Origin of the sequence: uncultured Sphingomonas sp., assembly GCF_913774285.1 — a bacterium.
Taxonomy (GTDB): domain Bacteria; phylum Pseudomonadota; class Alphaproteobacteria; order Sphingomonadales; family Sphingomonadaceae; genus Sphingomonas.
Map to the genome: position 1 here is coordinate 90250 of NZ_CAJYHX010000029.1, position 18125 is coordinate 108374.

Annotated in this window: 24 protein-coding genes; 23 read left to right on the forward strand and 1 reads right to left on the reverse strand. The window is 71.6% G+C overall.

The genetic code is table 11. From position 1 onward, the window contains the following. Positions 1 to 5: 5 nt before the first annotated feature. Positions 6 to 953, forward strand: a complete 948-nt coding sequence (gene dapF, locus QZ670_RS16535) for a diaminopimelate epimerase (protein ID WP_294257279.1) — start codon at positions 6 to 8, stop codon at positions 951 to 953. Positions 954 to 980: 27 nt separating this feature from the next. Here the strand turns inward: dapF and QZ670_RS16540 are convergent, their stop codons facing one another. Then, positions 981 to 1781 carry a PEPxxWA-CTERM sorting domain-containing protein gene (locus tag QZ670_RS16540; protein WP_294257281.1) on the reverse strand — a complete coding sequence of 267 codons (801 nt, stop codon included), beginning with the start codon at positions 1779 to 1781 and terminating at the stop codon, positions 981 to 983. A 305-nt stretch (positions 1782 to 2086) separates the two neighbouring features. Here QZ670_RS16540 and QZ670_RS16545 point away from each other — a divergent pair, with 305 nt between their 5' ends. The 22 genes from QZ670_RS16545 (at position 2087) to QZ670_RS16650 (ending at position 18017) form a co-directional block, all read left to right on the forward strand. Further along, on the forward strand, positions 2087 to 2578 hold the full coding sequence (locus QZ670_RS16545) for a hypothetical protein (protein WP_294257284.1): 492 nt from the start codon (positions 2087 to 2089) through the stop codon (positions 2576 to 2578). Then, on the forward strand, positions 2575 to 3885 hold the full coding sequence (locus QZ670_RS16550; protein WP_294257288.1) for a terminase family protein: 1311 nt from the start codon (positions 2575 to 2577) through the stop codon (positions 3883 to 3885). Before QZ670_RS16545 ends, QZ670_RS16550 begins: the two co-directional genes overlap by 4 nt. A 326-nt stretch (positions 3886 to 4211) precedes the next feature. Beyond that, a complete protein-coding gene (locus tag QZ670_RS16555; RefSeq protein ID WP_294257290.1) occupies positions 4212 to 4490 on the forward strand; it encodes a hypothetical protein in 279 nt (92 codons plus the stop codon). Next, the gene (locus tag QZ670_RS16560) at positions 4487 to 5587 is read left to right on the forward strand and encodes a phage portal protein (protein ID WP_294257292.1); all 1101 of its coding nucleotides are present in this window, start codon (positions 4487 to 4489) and stop codon (positions 5585 to 5587) included. Before QZ670_RS16555 ends, QZ670_RS16560 begins: the two co-directional genes overlap by 4 nt. After that, positions 5584 to 5892, forward strand: coding sequence for a DUF6127 family protein (locus tag QZ670_RS16565; protein WP_294257295.1), 309 nt, complete (start codon positions 5584 to 5586; stop codon positions 5890 to 5892). Before QZ670_RS16560 ends, QZ670_RS16565 begins: the two co-directional genes overlap by 4 nt. Beyond that, the gene (locus QZ670_RS16570; RefSeq protein WP_294257298.1) at positions 5889 to 6257 is read left to right on the forward strand and encodes an HK97 family phage prohead protease; all 369 of its coding nucleotides are present in this window, start codon (positions 5889 to 5891) and stop codon (positions 6255 to 6257) included. Before QZ670_RS16565 ends, QZ670_RS16570 begins: the two co-directional genes overlap by 4 nt. Positions 6258 to 6289: 32 nt before the next feature. Then, positions 6290 to 7315 (forward strand): phage major capsid protein, encoded by a 1026-nt coding sequence (locus QZ670_RS16575; protein ID WP_294257301.1) that lies wholly within the window; start codon positions 6290 to 6292, stop codon positions 7313 to 7315. Between the two features lie 17 nt (positions 7316 to 7332). Then, positions 7333 to 7599, forward strand: a complete 267-nt coding sequence (locus tag QZ670_RS16580; RefSeq protein ID WP_294257304.1) for a hypothetical protein — start codon at positions 7333 to 7335, stop codon at positions 7597 to 7599. Positions 7600 to 7738: 139 nt separating this feature from the next. Continuing rightward, entirely contained in the window at positions 7739 to 8950 is a 1212-nt protein-coding gene (locus QZ670_RS16585; RefSeq protein ID WP_294257306.1) for a glycine-rich domain-containing protein, read from the forward strand. A gap of 12 nt (positions 8951 to 8962) precedes the next feature. Next, the gene (locus QZ670_RS16590; RefSeq protein WP_294257310.1) at positions 8963 to 9085 is read left to right on the forward strand and encodes a hypothetical protein; all 123 of its coding nucleotides are present in this window, start codon (positions 8963 to 8965) and stop codon (positions 9083 to 9085) included. 49 nt (positions 9086 to 9134) lie between these two features. Then, positions 9135 to 9701, forward strand: a complete 567-nt coding sequence (locus QZ670_RS16595; protein WP_294257312.1) for a hypothetical protein — start codon at positions 9135 to 9137, stop codon at positions 9699 to 9701. Further along, complete coding sequence (locus QZ670_RS16600) at positions 9686 to 9895, forward strand: hypothetical protein (protein WP_294257315.1); 210 nt, start codon at positions 9686 to 9688, stop codon at positions 9893 to 9895. Before QZ670_RS16595 ends, QZ670_RS16600 begins: the two co-directional genes overlap by 16 nt. Further along, the gene (locus QZ670_RS16605; protein ID WP_294257318.1) at positions 9892 to 10296 is read left to right on the forward strand and encodes a DUF3168 domain-containing protein; all 405 of its coding nucleotides are present in this window, start codon (positions 9892 to 9894) and stop codon (positions 10294 to 10296) included. Before QZ670_RS16600 ends, QZ670_RS16605 begins: the two co-directional genes overlap by 4 nt. 155 nt (positions 10297 to 10451) lie before the next feature. Continuing rightward, a complete protein-coding gene (locus tag QZ670_RS16610) occupies positions 10452 to 10859 on the forward strand; it encodes a phage tail protein (RefSeq protein ID WP_294257321.1) in 408 nt (135 codons plus the stop codon). Next, entirely contained in the window at positions 10856 to 11170 is a 315-nt protein-coding gene (locus tag QZ670_RS16615; protein ID WP_294257323.1) for a gene transfer agent family protein, read from the forward strand. Before QZ670_RS16610 ends, QZ670_RS16615 begins: the two co-directional genes overlap by 4 nt. Then, positions 11167 to 11361 (forward strand): phage tail assembly chaperone, encoded by a 195-nt coding sequence (locus QZ670_RS16620; protein ID WP_294257326.1) that lies wholly within the window; start codon positions 11167 to 11169, stop codon positions 11359 to 11361. The genes QZ670_RS16615 and QZ670_RS16620 overlap by 4 nt, the downstream gene beginning before the upstream one ends. Beyond that, positions 11354 to 11911 (forward strand): tail tape measure protein, encoded by a 558-nt coding sequence (locus QZ670_RS16625; protein WP_294257328.1) that lies wholly within the window; start codon positions 11354 to 11356, stop codon positions 11909 to 11911. The genes QZ670_RS16620 and QZ670_RS16625 overlap by 8 nt, the downstream gene beginning before the upstream one ends. Then, the gene (locus tag QZ670_RS16630; RefSeq protein WP_294257329.1) at positions 11911 to 14169 is read left to right on the forward strand and encodes a DUF2460 domain-containing protein; all 2259 of its coding nucleotides are present in this window, start codon (positions 11911 to 11913) and stop codon (positions 14167 to 14169) included. Before QZ670_RS16625 ends, QZ670_RS16630 begins: the two co-directional genes overlap by 1 nt. Further along, the gene (locus QZ670_RS16635) at positions 14166 to 14972 is read left to right on the forward strand and encodes a DUF2163 domain-containing protein (protein WP_294257332.1); all 807 of its coding nucleotides are present in this window, start codon (positions 14166 to 14168) and stop codon (positions 14970 to 14972) included. The genes QZ670_RS16630 and QZ670_RS16635 overlap by 4 nt, the downstream gene beginning before the upstream one ends. Continuing rightward, on the forward strand, positions 14969 to 15355 hold the full coding sequence (locus QZ670_RS16640; protein WP_294257335.1) for a peptidoglycan endopeptidase: 387 nt from the start codon (positions 14969 to 14971) through the stop codon (positions 15353 to 15355). Before QZ670_RS16635 ends, QZ670_RS16640 begins: the two co-directional genes overlap by 4 nt. Beyond that, on the forward strand, positions 15355 to 17517 hold the full coding sequence (locus tag QZ670_RS16645; protein WP_294257337.1) for a phage tail protein: 2163 nt from the start codon (positions 15355 to 15357) through the stop codon (positions 17515 to 17517). Before QZ670_RS16640 ends, QZ670_RS16645 begins: the two co-directional genes overlap by 1 nt. Then, on the forward strand, positions 17514 to 18017 hold the full coding sequence (locus QZ670_RS16650; RefSeq protein ID WP_294257339.1) for a DUF2793 domain-containing protein: 504 nt from the start codon (positions 17514 to 17516) through the stop codon (positions 18015 to 18017). Before QZ670_RS16645 ends, QZ670_RS16650 begins: the two co-directional genes overlap by 4 nt. The last annotated feature ends 108 nt before the right edge of the window (positions 18018 to 18125 follow it).

Here is an 18125-nt window from a genome sequence, read left to right on the forward strand (position 1 = left end):
GCGGCATGCGCATCGAATTCACCAAGTGCCACGGCTCGGGTAACGACTTCCCGCTGATCGACGCCCGCGCGTTGACGCTCTCCGAGCCCGACTGGGCGACGCTCGCCCGCCTGCTCGCCGATCGCGCCGGGCCGGTTGGCGGCGACGGCCTGCTCGCGCTGGTGCCGGGCGACGATACCCACGCCTTCGGCATGCGGATGTGGAATTCGGACGGCTCCGAGGCCGAGACCTGCCTCAACGGCCTGCGCTGCACCGCGCGGCTGGGCTTCGACCTGCTGGGGCTGGACGCGGCGCAGGTGAAGCTCAAGACCAGTTCGGCCAGCGTCGCGCGCGATCCGGACATCGCGCCGGGCGTCGCGACGATCCGCACGCTGGTGGGGCCGAACTCCACCCGTGCCGCCGATGTCGGGCTGGTCGGTGTGCCCGAGCAGGTGCTTGATGCGCCGATCGACGGGCTGCCCAACCCGCGCGCGTTCACGGCGGTGGCGATGCCCAACCCGCATCTGGTGACCTTCGTCAACCGGGTCGACGAGGCCGAACTGGTGGCACTTGGGGAATGGTGCGAAAGCCGCCCGGCGCTGCTCCCGGCACGCGCCAACGTGTCCTTCGTCGAGCTGCGCGGGCCCACCCGCCTGTTCGTCCGCACCTTCGAGCGCGGCGTGGGGCTGACCGACAGCTGCGGCAGCGCGATGGCCGCCTCGGTACTCAGCGCCGCGCTCACCGGACGCGTCCCCTTCGGTACCCCGATCGAGGTGTTCAACCGCGGCGGCATGGTCCGCGGCCAGGCCGAGGCGGACACGCGGGTGATGCTGAGCGGCAACGCCACCTTCGAGGCGGAACGGGCGATCGCGGTGAACTTCGCCGCCGGCACGCTCGGCGCGGTGGAGACGCTGCGCGACCGTGGCGAAGAGCGCGCGGCGTGGGAGGTGATGGTCGCCGGCTTGGCGGGCTGAGCGCCGGAAGCGCCCAGCCCAACCCGTTCAGGCGTGCGCGAGCGCCCGCTTCTTGCGGCGCGTCATCGCGCCGACCATGCCGAAGCCGGTGATCAGGATCGCCCAACTCGCCGGTTCGGGAACCGGGGAGATAGTGAAGCTGCCCAAGGTGAACTGGTACACGATTTTGTGGTCTGGCCAGGGATCGCCCCCCGTATAGCCAGCCGGCGGCGTCGCCTGCCAATTCACCTCGGCTTCGTTATAGCCGAGATAGCTTCCGTCGTTGCCGAGCGAGAAATCGAGGATATTCTTCTTGCCGCTGTCCAGCGGCGCGTAGGTATCAAGGAACAGCGCCCCCGCCACGTCGGGTCGCGTCGTCGACGTGATCGGCCCGAGCGTGCAAGCGCCATAGGGTTGATACCCGGTGTTGCAGAGATCCGTGATCGTGGGCGTGGCGATCTGCACCGTCGACGGCAGCGACAGGGTGTTGAAGCCGACTTGGAGGACCTTCTCCAGGCTGGGATATCCGAACTCGAGGCTGGGGATCGTGGCCCAGCCCAAGGTCAGGTCCATAAAGGATTTGGCAGCGGTGACCCCGTCGACCTTCGTGTCAAACATCGCGGCGAAGCGCGTCTTGGAATCAACGATGTCCAGACCCCATTGCCCCGTCGAGGTAGTGGTAACGACCTGCGGATCGTTGATGATCGCCTGGAAAGACATGGTGCCGCTCTTCGGCGTCCCCGGCGTGTAGAGCGTATCGTAATAGGCGTTCATCGTAATCTTGTACGGCTTCGCTTCGGCATTCGTGCCGAGCAGCAGCGCGGCAGCAATCAGCGCAGTTCGTATCATGGTTCCCACCTGTTTTGACGTTCGAGCGCGCAACCGTAGAGGATCATGATTGCTAGGCAACATGGTTAACGATGGTATATCAGCAGGTTAGTGAAGGCATATCGCGCTTTTCGTCGGGCGGTCGCTAGCATCGCAGACGGACAGACGTCGACGGATAACCAAATGGGCTAAAAACGCTTGACATCGTCACGCTCCTATGGCACAAAACAGGAACGCTGAAGAATTGCGAGTCGCCGAGGGCGGCTCCGCTGCACGGGCCGGGCACGAAGGTGCCGCGGCCCGTTCGCATTTTCGGGAGAGTGCAAATGGCACTGACGATCGCTTCGGGGAACCAGCGGCGGCGGCAGGTCCGCACGGTTGCGGCCGGCGGCTGGACCCGTGAAAAACGACAGACCTTCCTCGACACGCTGGCGGTGACCTGCAACGTCGGTATCGCCTGTGGCCAGGCGGGGATGTCGACGACGGGGGTGTACCGGCTCCGCCAGCGCGACCCCGAATTTGCCGCGCTTTGGCGCGATGCGCTGCTGATGGGGTATGACCGGCTGGAGGAGCGGCTGCTGCGCCGCGCCGGCGCCGGCGTGAACGATGTCGAATTCGGCACCGGCGAATTGCCGGAGGATCCGCTCGATCCCGAGTTGGCGCTCAACCTGCTGCGCAATCACCGGCCAACGGTGGAGGGGCGGCGCAGGCGCCCCGGCGGGCCGGTACACCGCATCAGCCGCGAGGAGGCGCAGGCGGCGCTGGCCAAGCGGCTGGATGCGCTGGAGAAGCGGCTGAAGGCAGAGCAGGGCAAATGAGCGATCCGCTCGAGCGGCTCGCGCTGCTGCCGCGCAAGGAGCGCGACCGGATGCTGGAGCGCATGTCTGACGGCGAGATCCGCGCGTTCAACGAATGGTGGGAACGCTGGGCGCATGACGGCCAATTCTGGCCCGAGGGCGACTGGCGGGTGTGGCTGATCCGCGCCGGGCGCGGCTTCGGCAAGACGCGGGCGGGCGCCGAATGGGTGAGCCAGATGGCGCGTGACGTGCCCGGCGCCCGGATCGCGCTGGTCGGCGCGACGATCGAGGATGCGCGGCGGGTGATGGTGGAGGGGCCCTCCGGCCTGCTGGCGCTGGGGCTGGAGGGCGAGACGCTCGACTGGCGCGCCACGGCGGGCGAACTGGTGTTCGGATCGGGCGCGCGCGCGCTGGTCTATTCGGCCGAGGCGCCGGAGAAACTGCGCGGCCCCGAGCATGACTTCGCCTGGGCGGACGAGCTGGCCAAATGGTCGGCCGGCACCGCCGATGCGACCTGGGACAATCTGATGATGGGGATGCGCCGCGGCGAAAAGCCGCGGGTGGTGGTGACCACGACCCCGCGCCCGGTGAAGCTGATGCGCCGCGTGATGGCGATCCCGCGCCCGGCCCTGCACGAGACCCGGGGGCGGACGCGGGACAATATCCATCTGCCGCGCAGCTTCGTCGAGGCGATGGTCGCCGAATATGCCGGCACGCGGCTCGGGCGGCAGGAGCTGGACGGGGAGATGATCGACGATGTCGCGGGCGCGCTGTGGCCGCGCGTACTGATCGAGCGGCAGCGCCGCGCGGTTGACGTGCCGCTGGTGCGGGTGGTGGTCGGGGTCGATCCGCCGGCGGGCACCGAGGGCGATGCCTGCGGGATTGTCGCGGTCGGGCTGGGCGAGGACAAGCACGGCTATGTGCTCGCCGATGCGAGCGTCGCGGGGCGCAGCCCGGAGGGCTGGGCGGCGGCGGTGGCGGACTGCGTCGCGCGGTTCGAGGCGGAATGCGTGGTGGCGGAAAAGAACCAGGGCGGCGCGATGGTGGCCAGCGTGCTCAAGGCGGCGGACAGCGCGCTGCCGCTCCGGCTGGTCCATGCCAGCCGCGGCAAGGCCGCCCGCGCCGAGCCGGTGGCGCTGCTCTACGAGCGCGGGCTGCTGTGGCACGCGGGCGTGTTCGCCGAACTGGAGGCGGAGCTGGCCGGGCTGCAGGCATGCGGCGGGTATGAAGGGCCGGGGCGTTCGCCGGACCGGGCGGATGCGCTGGTCTGGGCGGCGACCGAGTTGATGCTGGGGCGCCGCGGACAAGCGAAGGTGCGAACGGTGTGACCTGCTTTCCAATCCTCCCCGCCAGGGGGAGGTGTCAGGCGCAGCCTGACGGAGGGGGCGGAAGCACGCAGGCCTGAGAGGTTCTGGCATCCTCCCCCTCCGTCGCGCGTCGCGCGCCACCTCCCCCTGGCGGGGGAAGATGAGGTCGCCTTCCGATCCTCCCCGGCACGGGGAGGGGGACCATTCGCGCCAGCGAATGGTGGAGGGGGCTCTCCACAAGCGCGTCCGGTGCGGCGGCCCCCCTCCACCACGCGGCTGCGCCGCGCGGTCCCCCTCCCCGTGCCGGGGAGGATTTAGATACTAGGAGAAACGCAATGCGAAACTGCATGGCTGCAGGGCTGCTCGCCCTGCTGACGGGCGCGTGCGCGCTCAATGCGCAGACCGGACTTGCGGTGGGTGCCGGCGTCACGGTGGCGGTGAACGATCGTGACGGCGACGGCATGCTCGATGCTGCCGAGGTCCAGGCCCTGGTCGCCAAGGTGTTCCCGCCCGAGAAATTCTCCGGCGACTTCTGGGACGGCATGCGCACCAGCCTTACCGCCGCCTATCGGGCGCGCGACCTGGACCGGGACGGCAAGCTCAGCGTCGCGGAGCTGGCGCGATGAAGTGGTTCGGGCGCAAGGCCGCGCGTGAAGGCCAACGGCCGGCGCTGGCGCGCGGCGGCTGGGGCAGCCTCGGCGACTGGCCGCGCAGCTATGAGGTGCAGCTGCGCGAAGGCTATTGCCAGAACCCGGTGGCGCAGCGCGCGGTGCGGATGGTGGCGGAAGGCGTCGGCGGCGCCCCGCTGACCGGCACCGATCCGAGGTTGCTGGCGCTGGTCGCAGCGCCCTCGGGCGGGCAGCGGCTGCTCGAGACGCTGGCGGCGCAGCTGCTGCTCCACGGCAATGCCTATGTCCAGCTGCTCACCGACGAAGCGGGCACGCTGCAGACGCTCTATGCGCTGCGCCCCGAGCGGGTGACGGTGGAGCCCGATGCCGCCGGCTGGCCCGTCGCCTATCGGTACCGGGTGGGCGAGCATGTCGCCCGGCTGGCGGCGGACGATGGCGGGCGGCCGCAGATCCTGCACCTGCGCGCCTTCCATCCGGCCGACGACCATTATGGCCTGGGCTGCCTGGACGCGGCGGCGGGTGCGATCGCGATCCACAATGCGGCGACGCGGTGGAACAAGGCGCTGCTCGACAATGCCGCGCGGCCAAGCGGGGCGCTGGTCTATGATCCCGGCGACGGTTCGGCGCTGGCACCCGACCAGTTCGCCCGGCTGAAGGACGAGATGGAGGCAGGCTTCGCCGGCGCCGCCAATGCCGGGCGACCGATGCTGCTCGAAGGCGGGCTGAAATGGCAGGCGATCAGCCTGACCCCGGCCGACATGGATTTCGTGGGCCTGAAGGCGGCGGCGGCACGCGAGATCGCCCTGGCCTTCGGGGTGCCGCCGATGCTGCTCGGGCTGCCGGGCGACGCGGCCTACGCCAATTACCGCGAGGCCAATCGCGCGCTGTGGCGGCTCGCGATCCTGCCGATGGCCGAGCATCTGCTCGGCGGGCTGGTGCGGGGGCTGGGCGGCTGGTTTCCGGGTGCCGCGCTCGCGGTCGATCTCGATCGGGTGACGGCGCTGGCCGAAGAGCGCGAGCTGCTGTGGCGGCAGGTTGCGGGCGCCGACTTCCTGACGAGCGAAGAGAAACGCAAGATGGTGGGGTTGCCATGACCGATGGGACGATGCTGGGCCAGCTGATCGCGCAGGCCGAGAACGAAGGCGCCGAGCTGACCACGCTCCGCGCCATTGCCGAAGAGGCGGGCACCGTGGGGGCGAACCGCGCGCTCGCCCGGCTGGGGCTGGAGGATAGCGGCGCCGCCAAGGACATGGCCGAGCTGCGCGAGCTGCTCAGCGCGTGGCGCGATGCCAAGAAGTCGATGATCAAGGCGGTGATGCAGTGGCTGGGCCGCACGCTGGCGGCGCTGGTGCTGGTGCTGCTGGCGCTGCGGATGGGCTTTCCCGGCTGGCTCAAATGAGCGTGCGCTTCGCCGGCTATGCCGCGGTGTTCGATCGCGAGGACCGCGGCGGCGACGTGGTGCGGCCGGGGGCGTTCGGGGCGGTCGGGCCGGTGCCTTTGCTCTGGCAGCATCGCGGCGCGCCGGTCGGCACGATCGAGGCGATCGGCGAGGATGCGCGCGGGCTGCGGGTGATCGGCCGGGTCGAGGATCCGCGGCTGGCGGCGCTGGTCGCCGAGGGCGCGGTTGCGGGGCTGTCCTTCGGCTACCGCGTGGCCGCCGCCCGGCGCGGGCGGGTGCGCGAGCTGACCGCGATTCGACTGATCGAGGTGAGCCTGGTGGCCGAACCGATGCAGCCGCTCGCGCGGGTGCACGCCGTCGGCTGAGTTTTTCAATCTTTCTTGAGCGGGAGAAGACCATGGATGCGATGGAATCGAGCTTCGAACAGGTGATGCTGCCGCCGGTGCGGCCGATGCTGGCCGGCGGTCGGCCGGTATCGAGCGCGGCGTTCGACGGCTATCTGCGGGGCGGCGTGGAAACCAAGGCGCTGTCGGGCAACAGCGGCGGCGAGGGCGGCTATGCGGTGCCGCGCGAAATCGACGCGCAGATCGACGTGACGCTGCAGGCGATCTCGCCGATCCGGGCGATCGCCAATGTGGTGAAGGTGGGCAGCAGCGGCTATCGCAAGCTGGTCGCGAGCGGCGGCTTCGACAGCGGCTGGGCCTCGGAGACCGCCGCCCGGCCGATCACCGCGACACCCACCTTCAACGAAGTCGCCCCGCCCTTCGGCGAGCTCTACGCCAACCCGGCGGCGAGCCAGGCGATGCTCGACGACGCGATGTTCGATGTGGAAAGCTGGCTGGCCGGCGAGATCGCCCACGAGTTCGCCCAGGCCGAGGGCACCGCGTTCGTGAGCGGCAACGGCACCAACCAGCCCAAGGGCTTCCTCGCGGTGCCGACCTCGACCGCCGCCGATGCGACGCGCGCCTTCGGCACGCTGCAATATCTCGCCACCGGCGCGGCGGGCGCCTTCGCGGCGAACCCGGAGGAAAAGCTGATCGACCTGGTCCAGGCACTCCGCGCGCCCTATCGCCAGGGGGCGAGCTGGGTGATGAACTCGGCGACGCTCGCGCGGATCCGCAAGTTCAAGACCAGCGACGGCCAGCTGCTCTGGCAGCCCGGCATCGCCGCGGGCCAGCCGGCGACCTTGCTCGGCTACCCGGTGGTCGAGGCCGAGGACATGCCGGACATCGCCGCCAATGCCTTCTCGGTCGCGTTCGGCAACTTCCAGGCGGGCTATCTGATCGCCGAGCGCGGCGACACCCAGCTGCTGCGCGATCCCTATTCCAACAAGCCCTTCGTCCATTTTTACGCGACCAAGCGGCTGGGCGGCATGGTCAGCAATTCGGAAGCGATCAAGCTCCTCAAGTTCGCCGCGAACTGAGCCCGGAGGGACGCAACATGGCAGACAGTTTCGCGAACCGGGCCGACCATGTCGCGGCCCCGGCCACGGCGGCGATTGCGGTGGTGCCGAGCGACACCGTGGCGCTGACCGACATTCCCAAGGCGCTCTATGTCGGCACCGGCGGCACGGTGACGATGCGCGGGGTCAACGGCAGCGTCGACACGGTGTGGAAGAACGTGGCGGGCGGCACGATCCTGCCGTTCCGCGCGCGCTATGTGCGGGCGACCGGCACCAGCGCCGCCGACATGCTGGCCCTCTACTGATGGACGGGCTGTCGCTGTCCATCCCGGCGGTGGCGCGCAGACGCGTGCCCCCGCCGCCGGGGGCCGGGGTTTCGACGCGGCTCGACCGCACCACCAGCACCGTGGATTCCACGCTGCGCAGCACCGACAGGAGCTGAGCATGGCCAAGCAGAGCATCAATGTCGGGTCCGCCGCCAATGACGGAACCGGCGATACCGAGCGTGCCGCCTGGATCAAGGCGAACGCCAATTTCGACGAACTGTACGACGGCACCGCGCGGCTGCCCAAGATCGAGAAGACCGCCGCCTATACGGCGTCGAGCGACGATTGCGGCAGCTCGATCCGCGCCGATGCGAGCGGCGGCGCCTTCGCCATCACCCTGCCGGCGAGCGCGGTGCGCGACGGCGATTTCCTCCGCGTCCACAAGGGCGATGCCAGCACCAATCGCGTGACCGTGCGCAATGCTGCGGCGAGCGACCTCGCCTGGCTCTCGGCGCCGGGCGATGCGGTGTGGTTCGTCTGGTGGAAGGGCGCGTGGGAGGCGTTCGACTGGCGGATCGCACCGCTGCGGATCGTCTACACGAGCTCGGGCACCAGCACGAAGCCGCCGCTGGCGAGCGGGCTGGAGGTGACGGCGATCGGCGGCGGTGGGGGCGGCGGCTCCGGCCGCTGCGGCGCCAGCGCCTCGATCCGCACCGGCGGCGGCGGCGGGGGCGGCGGCATGGTGCAGCAGCTGCGCTTCGCTGCCGCGGCGCATAGCGTCACCGAATCGGTGACGGTAGGCGCCGGCGGCAGCGGCGGTCCCTCGCCGGGCACCGCGGCCGCCAACGGCGTCGCCGGGGGCACCGGCGGCGCGAGCCTGCTGGGCGCGCTGATCCGCGCCGATGGCGGCAATGGCGGCGGTGCCGGCCAGGCCGCCAATGCGAGCGGCGGCACCGCGCTGCCGGTCGGCACGTTCGGCGCACTGGGCGGCGGCGGAACCAGTGCCTCGACCGCCACTGCGGGGCTGGGCGGCAACGGCGCGACCGGCGGTGGTGCCGGCGGCGCCAGCATCGATGCGGCCAATGTCGCGCGGGGTGCTGCGGTCGGCGGCGCGGGATCGAACCATGCCGCCGCGCCGCTCTCGGGCGGGACGGCGGGGACCGCGACGATCCCCGCCGGCGGGGCGGGCGCCGCGGCCGATCCGGCACTGCATTCCGGCGGCGCGGGCGGCTTTTCGGGCAATCTGACCGGCAACGGCGCCGCCGGGGGCGCCGGCGGTGCCCCTGGCGGCGGTGGCGGGGGCGGCGGTGCCTGCGATACCGGCTTCTCCCCCGGCGCAGGCGGCAATGGCGGGCGCGGCGAAGTGCGCGTCACCTGGACCTTCGGCTGAGGAGCGGGGACAATGGCAGTCTATCGGGTGATCGAGGCGGGCGCGGTGGTCAACCGGATCGAGTGGGACGGCACGTCCCCATACGACCCGGGCGAGAACCGGACGCTGGAGGTCGAGGCGGAAGCCTCCGCCTGAGCACGGGCCGCAGCAACGCGCGGCGCCAACCAACAGAGGGAGAAGAACCATGGACGCACCGCCCTTTCCGGCGGCGGCGATCGCGAGCGCGTGCGCGGCGGTGAAGGACTATCTGCGCATGGCGAACGGCACCGACGATGCCGCCGTTACCGCCGCCGTCCAGACCGCGCTGGCGCTGGGCGAGGCCTTTACCGGCACCGCCTGGATCGCGCGGCAATGGCAGGCCTGGCTCGGCCGCTCGCCCGACTGGCAGCGGCTGCCGGTGGCGCCGGTCATCGCAATCGGTGCAGTCGAGACGGTCGACGCCGCCGGCACGGCGACCGCGCTGCCGGTGGCGGCGTATACCATCGATCTGGATGCGCGCGGCGAAGGCTGGGTGCGGCTTGCCCCGGCGCCCGCGCCGATGCGGGTGCGCGTTACCTTCACCGCGGGCACGGCGCCGGGCTGGGAGAACCTGCCGCCGCCGCTCGCCCAAGGCGTGGTGCTGCTGGCGGCGCATCTGCTCGAGGCGCGGGGCGACGCCACGGTGCCGCCCGCGGCGGTGGTGGCATTCTGGCGGCCGTGGCGGCGGCTGCAACTGATGGCGGGGGCGCGGCGGCAATGCTGGAGCAGCTGAAGGCGCGCGCCGAAACCACCGGTCGCGCGGCGGCCGCGGACGCGGCCGGGCGATTGGCCGAACGCGCCCGCGAAACGGTGCCGGGCGTGTCGGTGGCGGTCGAGGGCAGCGCCGTCACGCTGTCGGGACGCGGGCTGTGGCGGCGCTGGCTCGCCGATCCGGCGCTGCGCTGGCTGGGAGGGCTGTTGCGATGAGCCCGCAGGAAGCGATCACCGCGGCGATGCGCACGGCGCTGACCGCCATGGGGGCCTTGTCGACCCCGGTCAACGGCGTGTTCGATGCGCCGCCGCCGCGGGCGGCGCGGCCCTATCTGCAGGTCGACGAGGCGATGCTCACCGACTGGAGCACCAAGGACCAGGACGGCCGCGAGGTCCGCACCTCGGTGCTGGTACGCGACGCCGGGCCATCGCGGCAGCGGGTGCGGGCGCTTGCCGCGGACGTCGAGGCGGCGATCGCGGCGATGCCCGCGGCGCTCGGCGGCGGCTGGCGGATCGTCAGCCGGGTGCTGGTCCGCACGCGGGTGGTGGACGGGGGCACGAGCGGCGTGACGGCGGTGGTCGAGCACCGGGTGCGGATGCTGCGTACCCCAACCTAAGCCCCTCCTCCTGGGAGGGGGAGGGGGGAGGGGTTCCAGAACGTCTGTTGGTCTCGGTGAGACACAGCCCCACCCCAAACCCCTCCCCTGAAGGGGAGGGGCTTAAAAGCGTCGCGCCAAGCTGGCGCACGCTCACGAACCAACAGGAGACGAACATGGCAGCGGAAAAAGGCAGCGCCTTCCTGCTCAAGGTGGGCAATGGCGCGACGCCGGTGGTGTACGCCACCGTGGCGGGGCTGCGGACCACGCAGCTTTCGGTGAATGGCGAGGCGGTGGCGATCACCAGCAAGGATTCGGGCGGTTGGCGCGAACTGCTGTCCGGCGCCGGGGTGCGATCGGTCAGCGTGTCCGCCGCGGGCGTGTTCACCGGATCGACCGCTGAGGTGCGGGTGAAGGCCAATGCCCTGGCCGGCACGCTCGACGATTATCGGCTGAGCTTCGAGAGCGGCGAGACGATGACGGGCAAGTTCCTCGTCACCAAGCTCGATTATGCCGGCGATTTCAACGGTGAGCGCAGCTACACGCTGAGCCTGGAAAGCTCCGGCCCGGTGGTGAGCGCATGACCGGCGCGGCCAATCCGGTGCGTGGCGAGGCAACCCTGCGGGTGGGCGGCGTGCCGCTCGTCCTGCGGCCGAGCTTCGAGGCGCTGGTCGCCGCCGAGGCCGAGCTGGGCCCGCTGTTCGCGCTGGTCGAGCGCGCCGCGGCCGGGCGGCTGGCGCTGGGCGAGATGGTCGCGCTGTTCTGGCATTGCCTCAAGTCGGTGCCCGAGGGGCTGACGCGCGAAGCCTTTTCCGAAGGCGTGGCGGAGGCCGGGCTGGTGGCGGCAACCCCGGCGCTCAAGATGCTGATCGGCCAGATCCTGGCAGGACGATGACGTCCTTCGCCGAGGCCGCCGGGCGGCTGGCCGGGCTGGCGGGCCTCGCCTTCGGCTGGAGCCCCGATCGGTTCTGGCGCGCGACGCCGGCCGAACTCGCCGCGCTGCTGGCGGCCGCCATGCCCGACGCGGGCGAACCGCCGAGCGCGGACCTGATCGCAAGATTGCAGGAGCAATTCCCCGATGGATGAGGAAATCGAACGGCTGGTGGTGTCGGTGCGCGCCGATACCGCCGGCTTCGCGCGCGATGTCGACGCGATGCGCGGCACGCTGGAGGGCCCGCTGGCGACCGGCGTCGACAAGGCGGGCAGAACCATCGAGACGACATTGCTGCGCGCGGCGCAGAGCGGCAAGATCGGGTTCGACGATCTCGCCAAGATCGGCGTGAAGGCGCTCGACGAGATCGCGCGGGCCGCACTCGGCGTCGCGTTCCCTTCGGTCAGCGGCGGCGGCGGGGGCGGGCTGTTGTCGCTGCTCGGCGGACTGCTGGGGCTGCCCGGCCGTGCGACCGGCGGGCCGGTGAGCCCGGGCCGCCCCTATTGGGTCGGCGAGCGCGGCCCCGAACTGTTCGTGCCGACCAGCGCGGGGCAGGTGGCGCCCGCGGGCGGCCAGGGCGGCGGGCGTGACGTGCGGGTGTCGATCACCGTCAACGCCGCCGCCGATGCGGCGCCCAGGGCGCTGGCGCAGTCGAGTCGGCAGGTGGCGCGGGCCGTGCGCTCGGCGCTGGCGGGGCTCGACTGATGGGCTGGTGGCTCGCCGCGCGGCGGCGCGACCAGGCGACGGGCGTGATCAGCCGGTTCGATCCGGTCTATTGGACGGTCAACTTCCCGCGGCCGATGATGGCGAGCGTGGTCACCACCGCGCCAGATGCGCTGCGCGTCGACCTGGTCTTCCAGCGGCGCGGCGATCTCGCCGGGTTGATCTGGGAGGCGGAGGATCGCTGGGACCATCCGCTGCTCGCTTATGCGACCGCGCGGGACTTTCGCGGCTGCCGACTGCGGTTCCGCTGGCGGTCTTCGGGCGTGATCGCGCTCGATGCGGTCAACGGCCCGGTGCTGACGATCGAGGGGCGGGACGAGGGCGGCGCGCCGCGCGCCTGGTATGTGCGGCTGTGGAACTATGCCAGCGGCGAAGCAACCGACGCCGAGGTGTCGATCGACTTTGCCGACGTGGCGGGCGGTTTCCTGCTGCCCGGCGAGGCGGATCCGGTCTGGGCCGGGGATGTCGACCGGATGTTCGTCTCGCTGGTGCCGCCGGGCTATGTCGCGGGCGACACCACGCCGCTGGCGGCGGCGAGCGAGGGCTGGGTCGAGCTGAGCGGGATCGCCTGCGACGGGCCGGGGTCGGTGCTGACGATCGGCGACGTGGTGGTGCCCGAGCACGGCCTGTCGATCGCGACCGGCTATGACGACGGCTATAATCAGACGCCGGCGCGGCTGCTGCGGAACATCCTGCAGCTCGGCTATCGCGGCGACATTCTCCATTATGTCGGCATGAGCCATTATTTCCGGCTCGAACCCGCCTCGGGCGGCTTCTATGCGAGCCTCGCCGGCGGTGCGCTCAACCGGTCCTGTGCCGCCTGGCATGTCGATTTTGCCGCGCGGGCGAGGGCGCTCGGCTATGGCGTGATCTGGTCGCTGAGCTACGAGCTGCTCGACCAGCATTGCTGGGGCGACTGGAAGCAGCGCGCCGCCGATGGCAGCCCGGCGCTGACCGGATGGAGCCCGCCCTCGACGCTGCTCTCGCCCGCCCATGCCGGGGCGATGGCCTATCTGCGCGCGGTGGCGCTGGCGTTCGTCGGCATTGCGCAGGGCGCAGGGTTGGCGGTGAAGTTCCAGGTCGGCGAGCCCTGGTGGTGGGTGATGGCCGATGGCCGGCTGTGCATCCACGATGCGGCGGCGCAGGCGGCGCTCGGCAATCCGGCGGCGCAGAACCTCAAGGGCACGGTGAACACCGGCGTGCTCGATGCGGCGGGGGCGTTGCTCGCGGCGTCGACGCTGGCGCTGCGCGATGCGGTGAAGTCGGCGGCGCCGGGCGCGCAGCTGTTGCTGCTCACCTATCTGCCCACCGTGCTCGATCCGGCAATGCCGGAGGCGAAGCGCGTCAATATGCCGGTCGGCTGGGCCTCGCCTGCCTTCGATGTGCTCCAGCTTGAGGATTATGACTGGGCGGCGGCGGGCAATGCGGCGGCGTCCGAGCGCGCGGTCGCGGCGGCGCAGGCACGGCTCGGCTATCCGCCGGCGCGGCAGCATTATCTCGCCGGCTTCGTGCTGCGTGCCGAGGACCGGCTCCAGTGGCGCGCGATCGCCGAGGCGGCGGCGCGGGGCCGCGCGCGCGGGGTCGCCGCGACCTTCGTCTGGGCGCTGCCGCAGGTGGCGCGCGACGGTTTCACCCATTTCGACCAGGAGGCGGATGTGACGCCCTTCGACGACGTGTCCTTCCCGATCGCGCTCGGGCGCGAGGCAGAGGTGGTGCCCGAGCTTTCCACCGCGATCGTCACCAGCGCGGGCGGTGCCGAGCGGCGCAACGCCGCTTGGGCGCAGGCGCGGACGCGCTACGATGTCGGGCCGGGCGTGCGCTCCGAGGCGGACATCGCCGCGCTGCTCGGCTTCTACCGCGCGCGGATGGGCCCGGCGCGCGGGTTCCGGCTGCGCGACCCGTTCGATTACGAGGCCAAGGACCAGCCGATCGGCACCGGCGACGGCCAGACCGCGCGGTTCCAGCTGGTCAAGACCTATGGCGACACGGTCCGCCGGATCACCCGGCCGGTGGCGGGCACGGTGGCGCTCAAGCTGAACGGCGCGGCAACCTCGGCCTTCACCCTGGGCGCGGGCGGGGTGGTGACGCTCGACGTCGCGCCTGCCGCGGGCGTCAAGCTCACCGCCTCCTTCCTGTTCGACGTGCCGGTGCGCTTCGCCGAGGACCAGCTGCGCGTCAGCCGCGCGACCTTCCTCGCCGGGGCGGCCGCCTCGGTCCCGCTGGTGGAGATCCGCGAATGAGCTGGCTCGACGGCACGCTGACCACCGTCACCCTGTGCTGGCGAATCGAGCGCCGCGACGGGGTGACGATCGGCCTCACCGCGCATGACCGCGACCTGCTGATCGACGGCGTGCTCTACCGCGCCGCGCCGGGGATGACCCCCAGCGCGGTCGAGCGCAGCGCGACGCTGGAGGCGGACAGCATGGACGTGCACGGCATGCTCTCCGGCGATGCGATCTCCGAGACGGACCTGCTCGCGGGGCGCTGGGATTTCGCCCGCGTCGCGCTGTTCGCCACCGACTGGACTGCGCCGGGCGAAACGGTGGCGCTGGGCGAGGGAACGATCGGCGCGATCGAGACGCGGGACGGCGCGATCACCGCCGAGCTGCGCGGGCTCACCGCCGCCTTCGACGCGCCGGTGGCCGAGGCGACCTCGCCCGATTGCCGCGCCGAGCTGGGCGATGCCCGGTGCCGCGTGGCGATGGCCGGGCGACGGCGCTTCGCGCGGGTGACCGCAGTGGCCGATGCGGTGGTGACGCTGGACGCGGCCGAACCCGCCGCCAATGCCTATGGCAATGGCCGACTGCGCTGGTTCGGCGGGGCGAACAGCGGGCTGGAGGATGTGATCGCCGCCTCCGACGGCAACCGGGTGACGCTCCGCCGCCCGCCGCGCTTCGACGGGGTGGGTGCGCTGGTTCAGCTGATCGAGGGATGCGATGGCCGGTTCGAGACGTGCTCGGGCCGCTTCGCCAACGCCGCCAATTTCCGCGGCGAGCCCTTCCTGCCGGGCACCGACTTGCTCACCCGCTATCCCGGCGCATGAGCGGCGCGGCGGTGGTTGCGGCGGCGCGCGCGGCGCTCGGTGCGCCCTTCCGGCTGCATGGGCGCGACGTGGCGACGGGGCTCGACTGCGTCGGGCTGGCGGTGGTCGCGCTCGGGCGCGGCGCGCCGGCGACATATCGGCTGCGGACCGGCGATGCGGCGGGCACTGCGGCGCAGCTACGTGCGGTGGGGCTGGTCGAGGTCGCCGAGGCGGCGCCGGGCGACCTGCTGCTCTGCCGGAGCGGGCCCGGCCAGCTGCATCTGGCGATCCGCTGCGAGGACGGAATCATCCATGCCGACGCGATCGCGCGCCGCGTGGTCGAACGGCCGGGCCCGGTGCCCTGGCCGGTGTTGAGCTGCTGGCGTCTGGGGGAGGAAGGCTGATGGCGACGGTAGTGCTGACGGTGGCGGGCGGGTTGATCGGCGGCCCGTTCGGCGCGGGGCTGGGCGGCCTGATCGGCAATGCCATCGACCACCAGCTGCTGTTCAAGCAGGGCCCGCGCGAAGGTCCGCGGCTTGCCGACCTGCGCGTGCAGACCTCTAGCTACGGCACCGCGGTTCCGCAGCTGTTCGGAACGATCCGGGTGGCCGGCAGCGTGATCTGGGCGACCGACCTGATCGAGCATCGCGCCACCGAGGGCGGCGGCAAGGGACGACCCTCGGCCACCTCGTACAGCTACACCGCCTCGTTCGCGATCGCGCTGTCGACACGGCCGATCCTCGACGTGGGGCGGATCTGGGCGGACGGCCAGCTGCTCCGCGGCGCGGCGGGCGACTTCAAGGTGCGCACCGGCTTCCGGCTCTATACCGGCGCCGAGGACCAGCCGGTCGATCCGCTGATCGCCGCGATCGAGGGATCGGGCAGGGCGCCCGCGCATCGCGGCACCGCCTATGCGGTGTTCGAGGACCTCGAGCTCGCGACCTTCGGCAACCGAATTCCCCAGCTGAGCTTCGAGGTGATCGCCGATGCCGATCCGGTACCGGCGGGCAGCGTGGCGCGGGCGCTGGGGGTGGCGGCCGACGGACTCGCCACGCCGCTTGCCGGCTTCTCGGCGCAGGAGTCGATGCGCACGACGCTCGACACGCTGTGCGCGGCGACGGGCGCCTGGGTGCAGAGCGATGGCGCTGCCGTGCGGCTGCAGGCCGGCACCGGCGCAGCACGGGCGATGGCGGACGGCGGCGTCGGCGCCGATGCCCAGCCTACCGGCCGCGGGGTGCGCGCGATTGCCGCCGCCGATGCCGCGCCGCGGCGGCTAAGCATCGGCTATTATGATCCGGCGCGCGATTATCAGGCCGGGGTGCAGCAGGCGGCACGCCAGGGCACGGGTACGCGCGAGACGCGGATCGATTTGCCCGCCGTGCTCGATGCGGGATCGGCCAAGGCGATGGCGGCGGGGGCGCTGGCGCGGACCGACCTGGCGCGCGAGCGCCGCACGCTGACCTTGGGCTGGGAGGCGCTGACGCTCGCCCCCGGCGCCCGCATCACCATCGACGGCGCGCCCGGCCAGTGGCGCGTCGATCGCTGGTTGCTCGAGAACATGGTGGTGAAGCTGGAATGCGTCCCGATCGCCGAGGCACCGCTCGCGGGTGCGGCGAGCCCCGGCCGGGCGGTCACGGCGCCCGACGCGCAGCGGGGCAGCACCATCCTGCTGCCCTTCGAGCTGCCGCCGCTCGACGACGTGGCGGCAACGGTGCCGAACCTCGTCGTCGCGGCGGCCGGCACCGGCAGCGGCTGGCGCCGCGCCGCGCTGCTGGCGAGCATCGATGGCGGTGCGAGCTGGGCGCCGGCGGGGGATACCGCCTATCCGGCGATTCTCGGCACGGTGCAGGTGCCGCCGGGCGCGGCGCGCGCGGCGCTGATCGATGGCGCGGGCTATGCCGAGGTGGAACTCGCCCGCGCCGACATGGTGCTGGCCAATGTGGACCTGGCGGCGCTGGATGCCGGTGCCAACCTGGCGATGCTGGGCGATGAACTGCTTCAGTTCGGCCAAGTGCAGAGCCTCGGGGGTACGCGCTGGCGCCTGTCGCAGCTATGGCGCGGGCGGCGCGGTACGGAGGCGGCGATCGGCACCCAGCGCGCGGGAGACCGCTTCGTGCTGGTGACGCGCGACACGCTGAAGCCGCTCGACCTCCGCGTTGCGATTGGTGGTTCCGTGCAACTGCTCGCGCAAGGCTCCGACGATCCGGTCGACGCGCCGGCCGTCACCGCCATGTCGAACGGCATCTCGCTGCTGCCGCCATCGCCGGTACAGCTTCGCGCGACGCGGCAGGGCGACATCACGCAGATCGGATGGGCCCGGCGCAGCCGAGTCGGCTGGGCGTGGCGCGACGGCGTCGACGTGCCGCTGGGCGAGGAGAGCGAGCGGTATCAGGTGGAAATCGCGCGCGGTGGCGAGCGCAGCGTGCGCACGCTGGATGCGCCCGGGCTGACGCTTTCCGCCGAAGATCGCGCGCTGCCGCTCACGCTGGCGGTCCGGCAGATCGGCACGCATGGCCTGTCGCCCGCCGCCCAGCTTTCGCTTCCCAGCCTTGGAGACGACCGATGACCGCTTCGCCGACACCGCGCCTGGCACTGCCGATGCTCGAACCCGGACAGGCGCAGAAGGAGATGTTCCACAACGAAGCCCTGGCGCTGCTCGACATCGCGACGCAGGCGGCGGTGGTTGCGGCAATGGTCAACGTGCCGCCGTCCGCGCCGAGTCTCGGCCAGTGCTGGATCGTCGGTGCTGCACCGCAAGGCGCCTGGGCCGGGCAGACACGCAAGCTGACAGGGTGGACCGAGGGAGGCTGGCGTTTCTTGTCGCCGCGCGACGGCATGCGGGTTTGGGTGGCGGCGGACCAGGCTTTGGCATTGTACGCCGGCGGAGAATGGTACCAAGGGCGTACCTATGGAAGACTTTTTATCGAGGGGCGACAAGTAGTTGGGCCTCGGCAGCCGAATGTGGCGGAACCGACGGGGGGGACGACGGTTGACGCAGAGGCGAGAAGGGCGATCTCTGCGGTCGTGCAAACGTTGCGCCAACACGGGTTGATCGGAGTCGATTAACATGTGACGTTTGTGCAACAGTCCGCGGGTTTGTGCGCTTGCGCCGAAACTTTGGTTTGAGTAGTGAGTTTGGCCTGTCCGTTAGGACGACCATGAAAGGGGATTATG

Bases quoted from the DNA above. Each gene is read 5' to 3' on its own strand.
- dapF (WP_294257279.1), top strand. From the start codon at position 6: ATGCGCATCGAATTCACCAAGTGCCACGGCTCGGGTAACGACTTCCCG.
- QZ670_RS16540 (WP_294257281.1), bottom strand. From the start codon at position 1,781: ATGATACGAACTGCGCTGATTGCTGCCGCGCTGCTGCTCGGCACGAAT.
- QZ670_RS16545 (WP_294257284.1), top strand. From the start codon at position 2,087: ATGGCACTGACGATCGCTTCGGGGAACCAGCGGCGGCGGCAGGTCCGC.
- QZ670_RS16550 (WP_294257288.1), top strand. From the start codon at position 2,575: ATGAGCGATCCGCTCGAGCGGCTCGCGCTGCTGCCGCGCAAGGAGCGC.
- QZ670_RS16555 (WP_294257290.1), top strand. From the start codon at position 4,212: ATGGCTGCAGGGCTGCTCGCCCTGCTGACGGGCGCGTGCGCGCTCAAT.
- QZ670_RS16560 (WP_294257292.1), top strand. From the start codon at position 4,487: ATGAAGTGGTTCGGGCGCAAGGCCGCGCGTGAAGGCCAACGGCCGGCG.
- QZ670_RS16565 (WP_294257295.1), top strand. From the start codon at position 5,584: ATGACCGATGGGACGATGCTGGGCCAGCTGATCGCGCAGGCCGAGAAC.
- QZ670_RS16570 (WP_294257298.1), top strand. From the start codon at position 5,889: ATGAGCGTGCGCTTCGCCGGCTATGCCGCGGTGTTCGATCGCGAGGAC.
- QZ670_RS16575 (WP_294257301.1), top strand. From the start codon at position 6,290: ATGGATGCGATGGAATCGAGCTTCGAACAGGTGATGCTGCCGCCGGTG.
- QZ670_RS16580 (WP_294257304.1), top strand. From the start codon at position 7,333: ATGGCAGACAGTTTCGCGAACCGGGCCGACCATGTCGCGGCCCCGGCC.
- QZ670_RS16585 (WP_294257306.1), top strand. From the start codon at position 7,739: ATGGCCAAGCAGAGCATCAATGTCGGGTCCGCCGCCAATGACGGAACC.
- QZ670_RS16590 (WP_294257310.1), top strand. From the start codon at position 8,963: ATGGCAGTCTATCGGGTGATCGAGGCGGGCGCGGTGGTCAACCGGATC.
- QZ670_RS16595 (WP_294257312.1), top strand. From the start codon at position 9,135: ATGGACGCACCGCCCTTTCCGGCGGCGGCGATCGCGAGCGCGTGCGCG.
- QZ670_RS16600 (WP_294257315.1), top strand. From the start codon at position 9,686: ATGCTGGAGCAGCTGAAGGCGCGCGCCGAAACCACCGGTCGCGCGGCG.
- QZ670_RS16605 (WP_294257318.1), top strand. From the start codon at position 9,892: ATGAGCCCGCAGGAAGCGATCACCGCGGCGATGCGCACGGCGCTGACC.
- QZ670_RS16610 (WP_294257321.1), top strand. From the start codon at position 10,452: ATGGCAGCGGAAAAAGGCAGCGCCTTCCTGCTCAAGGTGGGCAATGGC.
- QZ670_RS16615 (WP_294257323.1), top strand. From the start codon at position 10,856: ATGACCGGCGCGGCCAATCCGGTGCGTGGCGAGGCAACCCTGCGGGTG.
- QZ670_RS16620 (WP_294257326.1), top strand. From the start codon at position 11,167: ATGACGTCCTTCGCCGAGGCCGCCGGGCGGCTGGCCGGGCTGGCGGGC.
- QZ670_RS16625 (WP_294257328.1), top strand. From the start codon at position 11,354: ATGGATGAGGAAATCGAACGGCTGGTGGTGTCGGTGCGCGCCGATACC.
- QZ670_RS16630 (WP_294257329.1), top strand. From the start codon at position 11,911: ATGGGCTGGTGGCTCGCCGCGCGGCGGCGCGACCAGGCGACGGGCGTG.
- QZ670_RS16635 (WP_294257332.1), top strand. From the start codon at position 14,166: ATGAGCTGGCTCGACGGCACGCTGACCACCGTCACCCTGTGCTGGCGA.
- QZ670_RS16640 (WP_294257335.1), top strand. From the start codon at position 14,969: ATGAGCGGCGCGGCGGTGGTTGCGGCGGCGCGCGCGGCGCTCGGTGCG.
- QZ670_RS16645 (WP_294257337.1), top strand. From the start codon at position 15,355: ATGGCGACGGTAGTGCTGACGGTGGCGGGCGGGTTGATCGGCGGCCCG.
- QZ670_RS16650 (WP_294257339.1), top strand. From the start codon at position 17,514: ATGACCGCTTCGCCGACACCGCGCCTGGCACTGCCGATGCTCGAACCC.